Source organism: Acinetobacter schindleri (genome assembly GCF_010918895.1).
Classification (GTDB): Bacteria; Pseudomonadota; Gammaproteobacteria; order Pseudomonadales; family Moraxellaceae; genus Acinetobacter; species Acinetobacter schindleri.
Genome location: NZ_CP044483.1, coordinates 640184 through 653782, shown reverse-complemented (window position 1 = coordinate 653782; position 13599 = coordinate 640184). Strand labels below are relative to the sequence as shown.

The following is a 13599-nucleotide window of genomic DNA, read 5'->3' as shown; positions in this document are numbered from 1 at the left end:
AAACATTTCAGTACATCTAAGCGGTAAGTACTTCATAACAACAACACACAACATAAAAAATTAATAAAGGTGAAGAACATGTTACAGATCGCCATTATTGGGATCATTACTGTATTAGTGGCAGTTTTGGCTTCCAGCTGGATTGGAGGGAAAAAGCCCTCCGATCCATACAATCCGACTAAACCTACTCCTACCCACCCCACTAAACCGGATTATCCTTCTCCCCCTTTCCCTCCCGCCTCTGGTAAATCGGAGTCACTCATTAATAATCCACCCTTGCTGCAAAAAGGTGGTAAAGGTAAATACGAACTGGTTGCAGCATATAAGACCAATAAGATTTATAACCCGAGGCAATCGCAATGGGATCAATTACTGGTTCGAGGTTATTTGACTAAAGCCAGTTTATTGAACAGGCAGGAAGCACGTGAAACCGGAATTGTAGATGAACTGGTTGGTCCGCAGATTCGGGTCAAACAGGGTGAAACCTTGTCGATTAATTTAAATAATCAGCTCCCCGATGAAACACCTGAAAGCTGTGAAAATATTCTCGATCCGAATGAACCCCATTGTTTTAATACCACCAACCTGCATACACATGGTTTCTGGGTCAGCCCTCAGGGAAATAGTGACAATGTCTTCCTGAAAATTGCCCCGCAGGCGAATCTTGACTATCAATATAAGATTGAGCCCAATCATCCTGCGGGCACTTACTGGTACCATGCCCATTTACATGGCTCGACCGCAATTCAGGTATCTAGTGGGATGGCTGGTCCGCTCATTGTGGAAGGAAGCCGTGTACCTAAAGTGAAAAATGGCAAGGTGACTTCTACAGGTGATCTCGATATTTTATGGAAAGATAAAGCCAAGCATAATGATGCAAATGAAAAAATCCTGGTCTTCCAGCAAATTCAATATGACTGTACTGACACTGAAGGCCAATCTTTAAACAGCAATGATTGTAAAGGTGCAGGCATAGGCACGATGGAAAACTATGCTGGTCTGAATAGCTTCAACTCTTGGGGGTTAAATAACTACTACACTTCAATTAATGGCAAAGTATTAGGCGAAATTCAGGTCAATCAAAATGAATTTAACCGCTGGCGTATGATTCATGGAGGGGTGCGGGACACTATTGGCTTAATCATTAAAGAATTACCTGACTCCAGTCAATATACTGCCAAACAAACGGTGGATGCCTGTCTTTCCTATCAGGGGGATATTCTCATTCCCGCCTCAAAAGTCGCTTTCGATCAACTGACCAGCCTGCCAGTTCACACGATTGCCCAAGACGGTTTAACGATGACTCAGGCTCAGACCCGTACCCTTTCCGTGTTCCAGCCAGGTTATCGTCACGATGCCATGCTCAGCTTTCCCTCCACCAATAAATACTGCATCTTTGATTCAAGATTAAATATTGATGATGAAATCAATACCAGAACTTCCGGTGAAATCACCCCACAGTTATCTCCTAACAGTGGGCTGAATGCACAGCTGCTGGGCTGGGTAAATGTAAAATCCACCAAGTTGAAGGCGCAAACTGCTGCTCAGTTTTTAAAAGATCAGGCACAGAAAATCGGCTTAAGTAAGGAAATTCAGGCGCAATTAGCGCAACTTAATTTGTCTGCCTTTACTGATCATCCATCATTGATGACCAGAGAAATAGATAACCTGATTCAAGATCGACCGCAACAACGCTCTACTTTTGATGCCTCTTTTGGTCCAAATGGTAAATTCGGTTATCGTCATGCTGATCATCCAGGCATCTATAGTTTTGGAGAAACCTTCACTGGAGAAAGTGTGGTCAATGGCAAATATGTGCGCAAACTAGAAATAGGTAAAGTCGATGAATGGGTACTGACCAGCGCAAATCTGGGACATCCTTTCCATATCCATGTCAATCCGTTCCAGATTGTTAAAATTTTAAACCCGGATAAAAAAGACGTAAGTGAAGCAATATCGGAACCTGCAACCACGCCAAATGAGCTGGATGATGTCCAGTACCGAGGTTTAAAAGGACAATTCAAGGATACCATCTTTGTTAAACCGGGATATGAAGTGATTGTTCGAAGTCATTACAAGAAATTCGAAGGTGACTTTGTACAGCATTGTCATATTCTCGATCATGAAGATCAGGGCATGATGGAATATGTAAGAATCTGTGGCGGGAAATTTGACTGTAATGCCGATTTACCAGGTTCACATGATCATCATCATTAACTCTCGCTTTTAATTAAAAGCCTGCATCTGATATTGCAGGCTTTTTTATTTGCCTAGAGATAATGCTTGCTGCACAATAGCTTGATTGATTTTTAGTATTCAAACTGAGGCTGATCATGGCAACATCTCCTGCTTTTACCTTATTTACGCTGAATGGAGTAGATGCGCAAAAATTCCTGCAAGGTCAAGTGACTTTAAATACTGAAGCCCTGACTGAAAACCAGACACGCTATACCGCGATCTGTAGTTTAAAAGGACGTATTCTATTTGGTTTATGGCTAAAAAAAATTAATTCTGAAAGCTTTGAAATTGTTGTGACTGCTGATCAGGCTGAAGACTTTGCCAAGCACATCCGCAAGTTTGGCGCTTTCTCCAAAATGAAGTTAGAAGAAGTAGGTTCAGCTTATCCAGTTACTGCAGGTATTCATAGCGAATTTGGTCCTGAAGTAACGGATATTCAAGCTTGGGAAATGAATGCAATTGAATCAGGTCAGGCATGGATTCAGGCAGCAACCGCAGAACAATTCCAGCCACAAGAACTGCGCCTGCATCAGCGTGAAGGCATCCACTATGACAAGGGGTGTTACCTCGGTCAGGAAGTCATTGCCCGTTTATGGTTCAAAGCCAAACCGAAACACTGGTTGCATCTGGTACAAGGTACAGGTGAAGCGCCTGCTATCGCAAGCAAACTGAATAATGATGTAGAAGTCGTAAACAGTGTCAATATTGACGGCGGCTTTAAAGCGCTCGTGGTTGCCAAACCGGAAGCGATTACTGAATTAGGTTTGACTGTACTCGACCTGCCTGAAGCACTCAGTGGTGATGTCGCTCGTCCACAATAAGAAAATCACTTTAAAAAAAATCCTCCTATATGGAGGATTTTTTTTAAAGATTAAAATCATGGAACAATTTGTTCATGTCTTTAATCACATAATCTTTAAAATGAAAAGCGCGTGCATGTTTCGCATCGAAGCGTGCAGTTTTACCTTCATGCTCAAAAATATATATACGGTCTTCATTGCTGACTAAAAAGTTTTGACCCAATCGCATGAGTAATGCATCAAATTTATCCTCATCAGCGATACTGTCATCCTTACTGATTTGATCATATGCACGTTTAATGCCTTTAATAAACATTGTTTCACCCTACTTCATGGCTCAAACGCGGATTTAATCAGAGATTCATAGAATTTCAAAGTTTTGTGGTAAAAATAGTCTGCATCTTCTCTTCATCACTCTCCATTATATTTGTATTTCGTGACAATTAGGATATTTACAAAGTAAAAAATCATTTTATGATGTAGCTGTAATAATTTAAAAAACACCACGGAATCAGGTGTTGCATACAACAAGGTCCAGGAACCATGAAAAAAATAATATTTGCTGCGATGCTCGCAGTTTCATCTCAATATGCACTTGCCAATGCAAATACCAAAGCTGAAGTAGTTGATCCTCAATTTGCCAAAGTTGAAGCCCTAGTCAAAGCCAATGACTTTAAGGGTGCTCACACTTTACTGAATGAGTTAGCACAAAAAGGAAATGCTCAAGCACTGTATAACTTAGGCTATTTAACACAGACTGGTCAGGGCACCGCAAAGAACGAGAAAAAAGCGGTACAATTGTATGAACAGTCAGCAAGCAAAGGCTACCCGGTTGCCAACTATGTCCTCGGTAAAAATTATGCAGGCGGCACAATGGGGCTGAAACAGGATCTGACCAAAGCCAAACAATATCTGGAACGTGCATCCAGTGCCGGTTTTGATGATGCTACTGTGGATCTGGCAGTGTTACTTTTTGCGGAAGGCAAACCTGCTTCTGATCAGCAAGCACTGAAAAAACTTCAACCACTGATTAAAAAAGATAATTTTCAGGCAATTCATGCCAAAGCCCTGTATGACATCAGCCTGGGCTTTAAAAATAAAGATGAAAAACCGATTCAGCAAGGTTTAAGCTCGATTCAGGAGCTTGCCAAGAAAGGCTATATCCCTGCCCTGATGGCAGTCGCTAACATGTTTGCCAATGGTAATATCGTGCCGCAAAACCTGCCTGAAGCGAAGAAAATCTTTAGTGCCTTGGCTCAGGAAAATATTCCACAGGCCAAAGAGTCTCTGGCGGCAGTAGAGAAAATGATTGCTGAACAAAGCAAGAAACCAGCTCAACCAACGGCGCAAAAGAAAAGCTAACCTAAGATATAAAAAGCCCCTGATTCGGGGCTTTTTTATTGGAATGTTTAACTGAGATAATAGCCAGACTGAGTCAGGATGACTGCCACCACAATAAAGCCCATTAAGGTACTGAGTACCAATGGCGGTAAAGCTTTTTCCTGTACCCCATAATGCTGGGCAAAAATCCCAAAAGCGATTGGCATTGGCAATGCCGCCAGCAATGTGCCGATAAAAAGCATCTCACGACTGACATCGAAAGCCGATAATAAACTGAAAATCAGCAATGGCATGACGATGACTTTCATGGCTGTCAGGAACCAGCTAAAGGCCGTAAGCGATCTGAGATTCATGCCAATCAGGCTACCACCAATCACAAACAAGGCCAGTGGCGATGCGGTTTGCCCTAACATTTTTAAGGTAGAGCTAAGTAATTCTGGTAGTTGGATATCCAGAAGTATGCACAGAATACCCAGCATAATCGAAAGAATCACCGGATTTTTCAAGATCCGTAGCAATGTTCCAGTCAATATACTTTTGCCAGCTGTACCGGGAGCTTGCAGGCCTCGCTCAGCCAGAATCAGCATCAAGGTCACGATCAGCAGATTTTCTACAATAAGAGTCAATGAAAGATAAATTGCTGAATGTGAACCAATCAATAAGGTCAGTATCGCCGTGCCGATAAACCCGGTATTGGACATGGAACCACCCATGGCCAGCACCCCTGACTCAGTGAGAGAAGCCTTGAAGAAATAGCGGCAGCAGAAAAATACTACGCCATAGAGCAGCAAAGAACCACCTGCATAGGCAATAAAATACTGTGGACTCCAGATATCGCTGAGATGTTTACTTGCCAAGGCTTGTAACAGAAAAGCTGGCAAGGAAATCTTCATTACAAACTGGCTCATCGCCGTAATCAGCGATGGGGTGATAAATTGGGTTCGTGCAGCGATATAACCTAAAAACACGACGGTACAAATTGGAAATAGAATAGTGAATAACATTAATTTTCTGCAGTTTTACTGCACTGTTCCTTAATATGTTCATCCCTGAACGATTAACTTCCACTCATTTAACAAGCAGTTTTATTTGTCCGCTGAAGAGAAAGGCTTAAGCAGATCGCGCAAACCATGTGGCTGGCAACGCAAATACTGAGGCGTCACCTCTACGGTTTCACCGAGTGTCGCAGCTGCATGCCATGGCCAGCGTGGATCATACAAAATGCCACGTGCAAGCGCGATAGCATCTGCCTGTCCATATTGCAGAATTCCTTCTGCCTGCATTGCTTCCGTAATCAAACCGACCGCAATCACTGGAATATTGACCACCTTTTTAATCGCTTCCGCAAAAGGAACCTGATAATTCGGATGCACATCAATTTTCTGGTCTACATGTAAACCTGCACTCGAAACGTGGATATAGACAGCACCCGATGCTTCCAGCGCTTTAGAAAGTTCAACAGCAGCCTCAATGTTCCAGCTTTCAACCTCTTTCATCCAGTCAGTAGCGGAAATACGCACGCCAATCGGATAGCCTTCAGGAACCGCATCTTTCATCGCTTTAAAGACCTCTAAAGTCAGACGAATTCGGTTTTCAAATGAACCGCCATATTGATCCTGGCGCTGATTCGACAGAGGTGACATAAATTGATGCAGCAAATAGCCATGCGCAGCATGAAGCTCAATCAGCTCAAAGCCTGCTTCAACCGCTCGCTTGGCACTGGCAGCAAAGTCCTGAATTACTTGTTGGATTTCCTCAAGACTTAAGGCTTTTGGTGGGTGCTCATGTGCCTGAAAAGGAATATCACTGGCAGAGACAGTCTGCCAGCCCAAAGGCTGATCTGGTGCAATTTGCCCCTTGCCTTCCCAGGGTTTATCTGTGGAGGCTTTACGCCCAGCATGTGCTAGCTGAATCGCAAAAGGCATTGGCGAAAGAGATCGCACCTTCTCCAGTAAGGTTTTGATCTGTGCTGTCTGGCTATCATTCCACAATCCCAGATCTGCATAGCTAATCCGGCCTTGTGGCTGTACCGCAGTCGCTTCCACAATACATAAACCGGCACCAGACAAAGCATAATTGGCCCATTGCTGCTCATGCCAATAGGTGATTTCACCCTGCTCTGTTGCAGAGTACTGGCACATCGGAGCGATTACGATTTTGTTATCAAGTTTCAGTGATCCAAACTGAATAGGTTGAAATAGTAATGTCACGCAGTGTTTCCTCTTCTTATTGGCTAGTTTTTCTTCAAAATAAAAACAGGCTCCCAAGAGCCTGTTTAGTTATAGCGTGAACAATCAAACTTTAGAAGATGATTCGTGTACCCAGACCGAGAACGAATGCATCATCTACACGGTTAGTTGAACCAGGGTTAATTACATATTGAAGGTTTGGACGTAGCATCAACCATTTGGTTGGGTTATAGCTATAGTTAAGTTCTACGTTATATTCAGCACTAGCATCAAATGCTGGACGTGAATCTGCAAAGCGGTCATTCACATGTACACGGTTAACCGCCAGACCCAGAATATCATTCGGCTGACTATCTACAAGACCAATATATTTCACACCAAGCTGTTGTGAGTTATCAACTTTATTAGTATCTCGGTCATGCCAAGTAAAGTTGGCAAATGAATGCAGACCTTGACGACCATTACCAGTAGAAGTAAGTTGTTGCTCTAAGGCTAACCAACCCGCAAAGGTACGATTTTTTCCTTCACCTGTAGCAACATCATTTTGGTTCTTAACATCATCAGCAGTGTTATACATACCACCCACACGGTAACTGCCTGGCAAACCATTCACAAAGCTCTTCGGTGTCCAGATCACTTCTGCTGGAATGGTTACGCCATCAGCATTGTCTGTATCTAAGTTCCAACCATGACGCTCTAATGCATTTTCAGGATTAAACTCATAAACACCCACTTGAACAGCAAGCTCAGGATTCAGCTCTTGCTTCACACGTGCACCCCATTGAGATACTGGCGTATTCATCCAGATATTACCTTGCCATTTACCCATTTGGGCAGCACAAAACGCCGTGCTCGCAAAGTCGCATGCCATCACGTTAAAGTCCATACCTAGACCTAAACGACCTGCTTTAATACTAGTGCCTTGTTCTTTAAATTTCTTTTCAATCGAGAGTTCTGACAAACGGCTCTTCTGGTTACCACGACCATAAGTACCTTGAACATTGGCCATATGTGGTACATCACCTTGCAGGTATTCACCTGATACACTTTGACCTTGACGTGCTGTGGCAACTGCACGAACGGTCACACCGTCCCAACCTGCAAGTTTTTCCATGTCTAGTTGTGTACCTAGCCATAGCTGTGCAGAGGTTAGCGCTTCATGATCTTCGTCACGACCACCATCAGCTAGATATGCTGTGTCTGTAAGTAAGTTTGCTTCAAACTTCACGCCTTGCTGAGCAAGCTCCGTACGTTTCCCATCCCAGTCCCCTAACAGGTACTGTCCTTGAGGATCAAATGCAGATTCAGCCTGAGCTGAAGTCATGGCTACCATAAATGGCAATGAGGCTAGACTTAACTTTTTCATATAAAACCTAAACATACGGAGAGAGTGAAGGCAGGCTGATGCTTGCCCAGTATGACTTGATACGGAACGTTACATAACTTTTCATTTAAATACACAGCATTTTTTTTATTATTGGTAAAACTTTAAGTTATAAGAAAGCACTACACAGATAAAAATTAATTTTAGATAATTTATATTTTTCAGTAATTTAATTGATAAAAAAGGTCTAAAATTCGTCCTGATTTCGCATCTGAAATCAAAAATAAGCATTGTTTTAAAGTTTATTTTTCAAACAATTGTTCGAATAGTTTTCAACTTTCGATCTAGCACTCTATTTTAAACAGGGCTTGCATTCAGCCTTAAAACGCCCAATATTAGCGTCATGATATTAGCTGCTAAGTGTTATGCCTGAATTACCCGAAGTTGAAACTACCAAAACCAGTCTCCTCCCCCTTCTTGACCAGCAAGTCCTGCAAGTTGAAGTTCGTCAGTCCAGTCTGCGCTGGCCAATTCCTGATGATATTGCTCGCCTGAAAGGACAACGCTTAATTAAACTTACGCGTCGTTCCAAATATATTTTGGCGCAATTTGAACAGGATACAATGCTGTGGCATCTGGGTATGTCAGGCAGCTTTCGCCTGTGTGAAGCGAGTGAAGAATTGCGTAAGCATGATCATCTGATCATTCAGTTTGAAGATATTCAACTTCGCTATCATGACCCGCGTCGATTTGGCTGTATTCTCTGGCTCGATGCACAATCTCAAAGCAAACTGATTGATACGCTTGGGCCTGAGCCACTGAGTGATACCTTTAATGCCGAATATCTATTTGAAAAACTAAAAAATAAAAACGTTGGCACCAAAGTTGCAATTATGGATAACCATGTTGTCGTTGGTGTAGGCAATATTTATGCAACTGAAAGTCTATTCAATATGGGTATTCATCCAGCACAACCTGCCTCTACATTGAGTTTTGAGCAGATTGAAAAGCTGGTCATCGAAATTAAGCGTATTTTAAAACAGGCGATTGATCTGGGGGGTTCGACCTTACGTGACTACACCAATGCCATGGGAGAAAATGGTTATTTCCAGCAGACGCTGCTGGCTTATGGCCGTGCCGGGGAAATGTGCGTGAACTGTGAAACCACGCTGGAAAATATCAAGTTGGGACAGCGCGCATCAGTTTATTGTCCTGAATGCCAGCCTCTAAGAAAGGTAAAGCTTTCCAGCAAACGAGTAGCAGCTGTACGAGGTAAAAAGTAATGAAGACAGCCATTGTCCGTCATATTCTGGTCAAGGATAAAGAGACTGCCGAACAGCTCAAGAAGAAGATTCTTGCTGGAGCAGATTTTTCCAAGATCGCTAAACAATACTCGACCTGTAATTCTGCCAAACGTGGTGGTGAATTGGGCGAAGTGAAAAAAGGCCAGCTGGTCCCAGTGATTGATAAACTGGTTTTTACCGCCGCAGAACGTGTTTTGCATGGACCAGTGAAAAGTCAGTTTGGTTTTCATTTGCTAGAAATCAAGTTCCGAATGGATTTTTAATCCCCCTAAATCCCTCTATAAGTAAAGGGGACTTCCCCTCTTCTTTTAGGGAGAGGTTAAGAAATAAAAAACGGCGCGAGAAGCGCCGTTTTTTTGATCAAAAAAGCTTAAGCTTCAGGTCGTTTTTTTAATTCATCACGAATTTCACGTAATAATGCAACATCTTCCGGTGTTGCTGCTGGCTCTGGGTCTACCTCTTGTTTACGACGCAGTTTGTTCATTAGTTTTACTAACCAGAATACGACCCATGCCAATAACAGGAAGTTAATTAGAATCGTCAGGAAATTACCATAAGCAAGGACATTCAGACCCGCTGCCTGTGCAGCAGCCAGGTTGCTTATATTGTTTGGATTATCTCCTAATACAACAAACCAGTTGGAATAGTCGACATCACCACCTAGAACCCAGCTCACTAAAGGCATGATGACATCTTTTACCATCGAGTCAATAATCTTACCGAAGGCGCCACCAATGATCACACCGACTGCGAGATCCATGACATTGCCCTTGACCGCAAATTCCTTAAATTCTTGAATAATACTCATAAAGTCACCTGTTTCTTATACAATTTTCAATTTTGCGATAGATTATACAGGAGTTAGATATTTCTATTTAAGTCTAATTGATCAGGTTTATGTAATCCTGTTCAACCTTATCTAGGCACGTAAAAAAACCGCTGAACAATGTCAGCGGTTTTTTGAAGTATCAGTAATCGAACTTATTTAGCACGGTTACGTTTACGTTCGTTTTCAGTCAGGTAACGCTTACGGATACGGATTGACTTCGGTGTTACTTCAACGAGCTCGTCATCTTCAATGAATTCAAGCGCTTGTTCTAGCGTGTATTCAATTGCAGGAACAAGTGTTAACGCATCATCAGTACCAGAGGCACGTACGTTGGTTAACTGTTTTGCTTTAGTTGGGTTAACAACCATGTCATCAGAACGTGAGTTAATACCCACGATCATGCCTTCATAAACTTCTAACTGTGGTTTAGCGAATAGACGACCACGGTCTTGCAGCGTAAACAATGCATAGCCCAGGCAAGTACCTTGAACCATAGAAATCAGTACACCGTTTTGACGTTTCGCAACAGTACCTTGTTTCATTGGACCATAATGCGAGAAGCTAGACGTCATGATACCCGTACCAGAAGTCATGGTCAGGAATTCTGAACGGAAACCGATCAAGCCACGTGAAGGTACAGTTGCTTCAATACGGATACGGCCTTTACCGTCAACTTCCATATTGGTCATTTCGCCTTTACGGTGACCCATTTGCTCCATTACAGCGCCTTGGTGCTGTTCTTCAACGTCAAACGTTACGTTTTCATATGGCTCTTGTTTTTCACCCTCAATTTCTTTGATGATGACTTGTGGACGAGACACGCCCATTTCAAAGCCTTCACGACGCATGTTTTCAATTAAAACTGAAAGGTGAAGCTCACCACGACCAGATACTTTGAAACGGTCTGGACTGTCAGTGTCTTCAACACGAAGTGCTACGTTGTGGATTAATTCACGGTCAAGACGTTCACGGATATTACGTGAAGTTACAAATTTACCTTCTTTACCAGCAAACGGTGAGTTGTTTACCTGGAAAGTCATAGACACTGTAGGCTCGTCTACAGAAAGTGCTGGAAGTGCTTCAACTGCTTTCGGATCACAGATTGTGTCAGAAATGTTTAGTGCATCAATACCAGTGATACAAACGATGTCGCCTGCTTGAGCAGATTCAACATCAACACGCTCTAAACCATGGTAACCCATGATTTTCAAGATACGGCCGTTACGAGTGTTACCTTCTTTGTCGATCACAGTCACAGGCGTGTTTAATTTCACTGAACCGCGTTGGATACGACCAACACCGATTACACCTACGAAGCTGTTATAGTCAAGTGAAGACACTTGCATTTGGAATGGACCATCAACGTCAACTGCTGGTGGTTCAACGATGTCTACGATTGTTTGGAACAACGGCGTCATGTCGTCAGCAAGTTCTTCAGGAGAAGGGCCCGCTACACCACGAAGACCAGATGCATATACAACCGGGAAGTCTAACTGTTCGTCAGTACCGCCTAAGTTATCGAATAAATCGAATACTTGGTCAATTACCCAGTCAGGACGTGCGCTTGGCTTGTCGACTTTGTTGATAATGACAATTGGTTTTAAACCACGTGCGAACGCTTTTTGCGTTACGAAACGAGTTTGTGGCATTGGACCTTCTTGTGAGTCTACAAGAAGCAATACGCAGTCCACCATAGAAAGAACACGTTCAACTTCACCACCGAAGTCGGCGTGTCCCGGGGTGTCCACGATGTTAATGCGATATTCTGTGTTAGTACGTGCATCAGTCCATTTGATTGCAGTGTTTTTTGCAAGAATGGTAATACCACGTTCACTTTCAATAGCGCCAGAATCCATGACACGCTCGATCTCACCCGCGCGATCACCGAGAGCACCTGATTGTTGCAAAAGTTTGTCTACAAGAGTGGTTTTACCATGATCGACGTGCGCAATAATGGCGATGTTACGGAGAGTTTTAATATCTGACATGTAAATTCGATACGTATTAAATTTGAGGGCAAATTATACAGAAAAATACAAACTTTTGACAGTGACAGTTTGTTGACTTCGTCAATTTTTTTTCCAATGCCTTTTGTAATGACGTGTAACTCGATTAGAATAGCGCCACCCCGCCTTAATTTGCATTGACACATGTCTGATTTTAATCAATCTCCTTCTTCCAAAGATCAACTTGACCTCGTCTACGGCCTTGAAGATCGCCCTAAACCATTTATCGCATTTCTAGCAGCATTCCAGCATTTACTGGCCATTATTGTCCCAATTGTGACTCCTGGCCTACTGATCTGTCTGGCACTTGGTGTCTCTAAAGAAGACACCAACATGATTTTATCCATGTCATTGGTAATTTCAGGGATCGCGACTTTTTTACAATCCAAAAAAGTTGGTCCATTTGGTGCAGGCTTGCTGATTGTTCAAGGCACCAGTTTTAACTTTATTGGTCCAATTATTGGTATTGGTTCGGCGATGGTTGCTGCCGGTACACCGGTAGAAGCTGTCATGGCTTCGATCTTTGGTGTGGTGATTGCAGGTTCATTTATTGAAATGGGCGTATCGCAAATCCTGCCATGGATTAAAAAGCTGATCACACCTTTAGTAACAGGGATTGTGGTTTTACTGATTGGTCTGACTTTAATTAAAGAAGGCCTAATCAGCATGGGTGGTGGTTATCAGGCCATGAATGATAAAACCTTTGCTAATGCTGATAACCTAATCATGTCATGTACAGTTCTGGCACTGATTATTTTACTGAATCGTGTGCGCATTACCTGGGTAAAAAGTTCGGCAATTCTGATCGCACTGGTTGTAGGTTATATTCTTGCTGGCTTTATGGGTCACCTGAACTTTGAAGGCTTAAAAGATGCCCCACTGGTTCAGATCCCGACACCAATGCATTTTGGATTAAGCTTCTCTTGGAGCTTATTCATTCCAATGGCGTTTATTTATTTGGTGACTTCACTAGAAGCGATTGGTGACATTACTGCAACATCTAAACTCTCTAACCAGCCAGTCGATGGCCCGACCTGGATGAAGCGTATTAAAGGTGGCGTATTAGTGAATGGTGCAAACTCTTTACTTGCGGGTTTATTCAATACATTCCCAAGTTCTGTATTTGCACAAAATAACGGTGTGATTCAATTGACTGGTGTAGCGAGCCGTTATGTCGGCATCTGGATTGCAGCACTTTTAGTCATTCTGGGTTTACTTCCAGCAGTGGCTGGCGTGATTCAGGCGGTTCCTCAAGCTGTTCTTGGTGGCGCAGTGATGGTGATGTTTGGTGCAGTCGCTGCCTCTGGTATTAACATTCTGTCTGGTATTCACCTAGACCGTCGTGCTCTACTGATCATTGCAATTTCTCTTGCATTAGGCTTGGGTGTGGCACAGGTTCCACAGATTCTGGAACATCTTCCTGAATTATTCCGTAATATCTTTAGTTCTGGTGTTGCGACCGGCGGTATTGCGGCCTTGATTCTAAATATTGTACTTCCTGAAACAAAGAAGTAAGTTCATGTCCAGAAAACACTGTCTGAGTTGAGCTTGGACAGTGTTTTTCTATT

At 42.8% G+C, this 13599-nt stretch carries 12 protein-coding genes; 6 read left to right on the top strand and 6 right to left on the bottom strand.

Features of this window, described 5'->3' with window-relative positions; translation table 11 throughout:
* Positions 1-78: 78 nt before the first annotated feature.
* Entirely contained in the window at positions 79-2217 is a 2139-nt protein-coding gene (locus FSC11_RS03225; RefSeq protein ID WP_163165138.1) for a multicopper oxidase family protein, read from the top strand.
* A gap of 116 nt (positions 2218-2333) precedes the next feature.
* Positions 2334-3059: a CAF17-like 4Fe-4S cluster assembly/insertion protein YgfZ gene (gene ygfZ / locus FSC11_RS03220; protein WP_163165136.1), complete on the top strand. Its 726-nt coding sequence runs from the start codon at positions 2334-2336 to the stop codon at positions 3057-3059.
* Between the two features lie 43 nt (positions 3060-3102).
* Here ygfZ and FSC11_RS03215 read toward each other — a convergent pair whose 3' ends face one another.
* Complete coding sequence (locus FSC11_RS03215) at positions 3103-3354, bottom strand: hypothetical protein (RefSeq protein WP_163165134.1); 252 nt, start codon at positions 3352-3354, stop codon at positions 3103-3105.
* A 227-nt stretch (positions 3355-3581) separates the two neighbouring features.
* On the opposite strand from FSC11_RS03215, the gene FSC11_RS03210 reads away from it, so the two are divergent.
* Complete coding sequence (locus FSC11_RS03210; protein WP_163165132.1) at positions 3582-4400, top strand: tetratricopeptide repeat protein; 819 nt, start codon at positions 3582-3584, stop codon at positions 4398-4400.
* 47 nt (positions 4401-4447) lie between these two features.
* Here the strand turns inward: FSC11_RS03210 and FSC11_RS03205 are convergent, their stop codons facing one another.
* The 3 genes from FSC11_RS03205 to FSC11_RS03195 form a co-directional block, all read right to left on the bottom strand.
* Positions 4448-5383: an AEC family transporter gene (locus FSC11_RS03205; RefSeq protein WP_163165130.1), complete on the bottom strand. Its 936-nt coding sequence runs from the start codon at positions 5381-5383 to the stop codon at positions 4448-4450.
* 81 nt (positions 5384-5464) lie between these two features.
* Complete coding sequence (locus FSC11_RS03200) at positions 5465-6589, bottom strand: NADH:flavin oxidoreductase/NADH oxidase (protein WP_163165128.1); 1125 nt, start codon at positions 6587-6589, stop codon at positions 5465-5467.
* A 91-nt stretch (positions 6590-6680) separates the two neighbouring features.
* Positions 6681-7934 carry a carbohydrate porin gene (locus tag FSC11_RS03195; RefSeq protein ID WP_163165126.1) on the bottom strand — a complete coding sequence of 418 codons (1254 nt, stop codon included), beginning with the start codon at positions 7932-7934 and terminating at the stop codon, positions 6681-6683.
* 383 nt (positions 7935-8317) lie between these two features.
* Between FSC11_RS03195 and mutM the strand changes: the two genes are divergently transcribed.
* Together mutM and FSC11_RS03185 are read left to right on the top strand one after the other, a co-directional pair.
* The gene (gene mutM / locus FSC11_RS03190; protein WP_163165125.1) at positions 8318-9175 is read left to right on the top strand and encodes a bifunctional DNA-formamidopyrimidine glycosylase/DNA-(apurinic or apyrimidinic site) lyase; all 858 of its coding nucleotides are present in this window, start codon (positions 8318-8320) and stop codon (positions 9173-9175) included.
* Positions 9175-9459: a peptidylprolyl isomerase gene (locus tag FSC11_RS03185; RefSeq protein WP_163165123.1), complete on the top strand. Its 285-nt coding sequence runs from the start codon at positions 9175-9177 to the stop codon at positions 9457-9459. Before mutM ends, FSC11_RS03185 begins: the two co-directional genes overlap by 1 nt.
* A 107-nt stretch (positions 9460-9566) precedes the next feature.
* Here FSC11_RS03185 and mscL read toward each other — a convergent pair whose 3' ends face one another.
* Both mscL and typA read right to left on the bottom strand, forming a co-directional pair.
* Positions 9567-10004 carry a large conductance mechanosensitive channel protein MscL gene (gene mscL, locus FSC11_RS03180; protein WP_004891580.1) on the bottom strand — a complete coding sequence of 146 codons (438 nt, stop codon included), beginning with the start codon at positions 10002-10004 and terminating at the stop codon, positions 9567-9569.
* A 173-nt stretch (positions 10005-10177) separates the two neighbouring features.
* A complete protein-coding gene (typA, locus tag FSC11_RS03175; protein WP_163165121.1) occupies positions 10178-12013 on the bottom strand; it encodes a translational GTPase TypA in 1836 nt (611 codons plus the stop codon).
* A 162-nt stretch (positions 12014-12175) separates the two neighbouring features.
* Between typA and FSC11_RS03170 the strand changes: the two genes are divergently transcribed.
* On the top strand, positions 12176-13546 hold the full coding sequence (locus FSC11_RS03170; protein ID WP_004814515.1) for a uracil-xanthine permease family protein: 1371 nt from the start codon (positions 12176-12178) through the stop codon (positions 13544-13546).
* The last annotated feature ends 53 nt before the right edge of the window (positions 13547-13599 follow it).

What these genes read in the sequence shown, in the direction of transcription:
- FSC11_RS03225 (WP_163165138.1), top strand. Translation starts at nt 79, where the DNA reads ATGTTACAGATCGCCATTATTGGGATCATTACTGTATTAGTGGCAGTT.
- ygfZ (WP_163165136.1), top strand. Translation starts at nt 2,334, where the DNA reads ATGGCAACATCTCCTGCTTTTACCTTATTTACGCTGAATGGAGTAGAT.
- FSC11_RS03215 (WP_163165134.1), bottom strand. Translation starts at nt 3,354, where the DNA reads ATGTTTATTAAAGGCATTAAACGTGCATATGATCAAATCAGTAAGGAT.
- FSC11_RS03210 (WP_163165132.1), top strand. Translation starts at nt 3,582, where the DNA reads ATGAAAAAAATAATATTTGCTGCGATGCTCGCAGTTTCATCTCAATAT.
- FSC11_RS03205 (WP_163165130.1), bottom strand. Translation starts at nt 5,383, where the DNA reads ATGTTATTCACTATTCTATTTCCAATTTGTACCGTCGTGTTTTTAGGT.
- FSC11_RS03195 (WP_163165126.1), bottom strand. Translation starts at nt 7,934, where the DNA reads ATGAAAAAGTTAAGTCTAGCCTCATTGCCATTTATGGTAGCCATGACT.
- mutM (WP_163165125.1), top strand. Translation starts at nt 8,318, where the DNA reads ATGCCTGAATTACCCGAAGTTGAAACTACCAAAACCAGTCTCCTCCCC.
- FSC11_RS03185 (WP_163165123.1), top strand. Translation starts at nt 9,175, where the DNA reads ATGAAGACAGCCATTGTCCGTCATATTCTGGTCAAGGATAAAGAGACT.
- mscL (WP_004891580.1), bottom strand. Translation starts at nt 10,004, where the DNA reads ATGAGTATTATTCAAGAATTTAAGGAATTTGCGGTCAAGGGCAATGTC.
- typA (WP_163165121.1), bottom strand. Translation starts at nt 12,013, where the DNA reads ATGTCAGATATTAAAACTCTCCGTAACATCGCCATTATTGCGCACGTC.
- FSC11_RS03170 (WP_004814515.1), top strand. Translation starts at nt 12,176, where the DNA reads ATGTCTGATTTTAATCAATCTCCTTCTTCCAAAGATCAACTTGACCTC.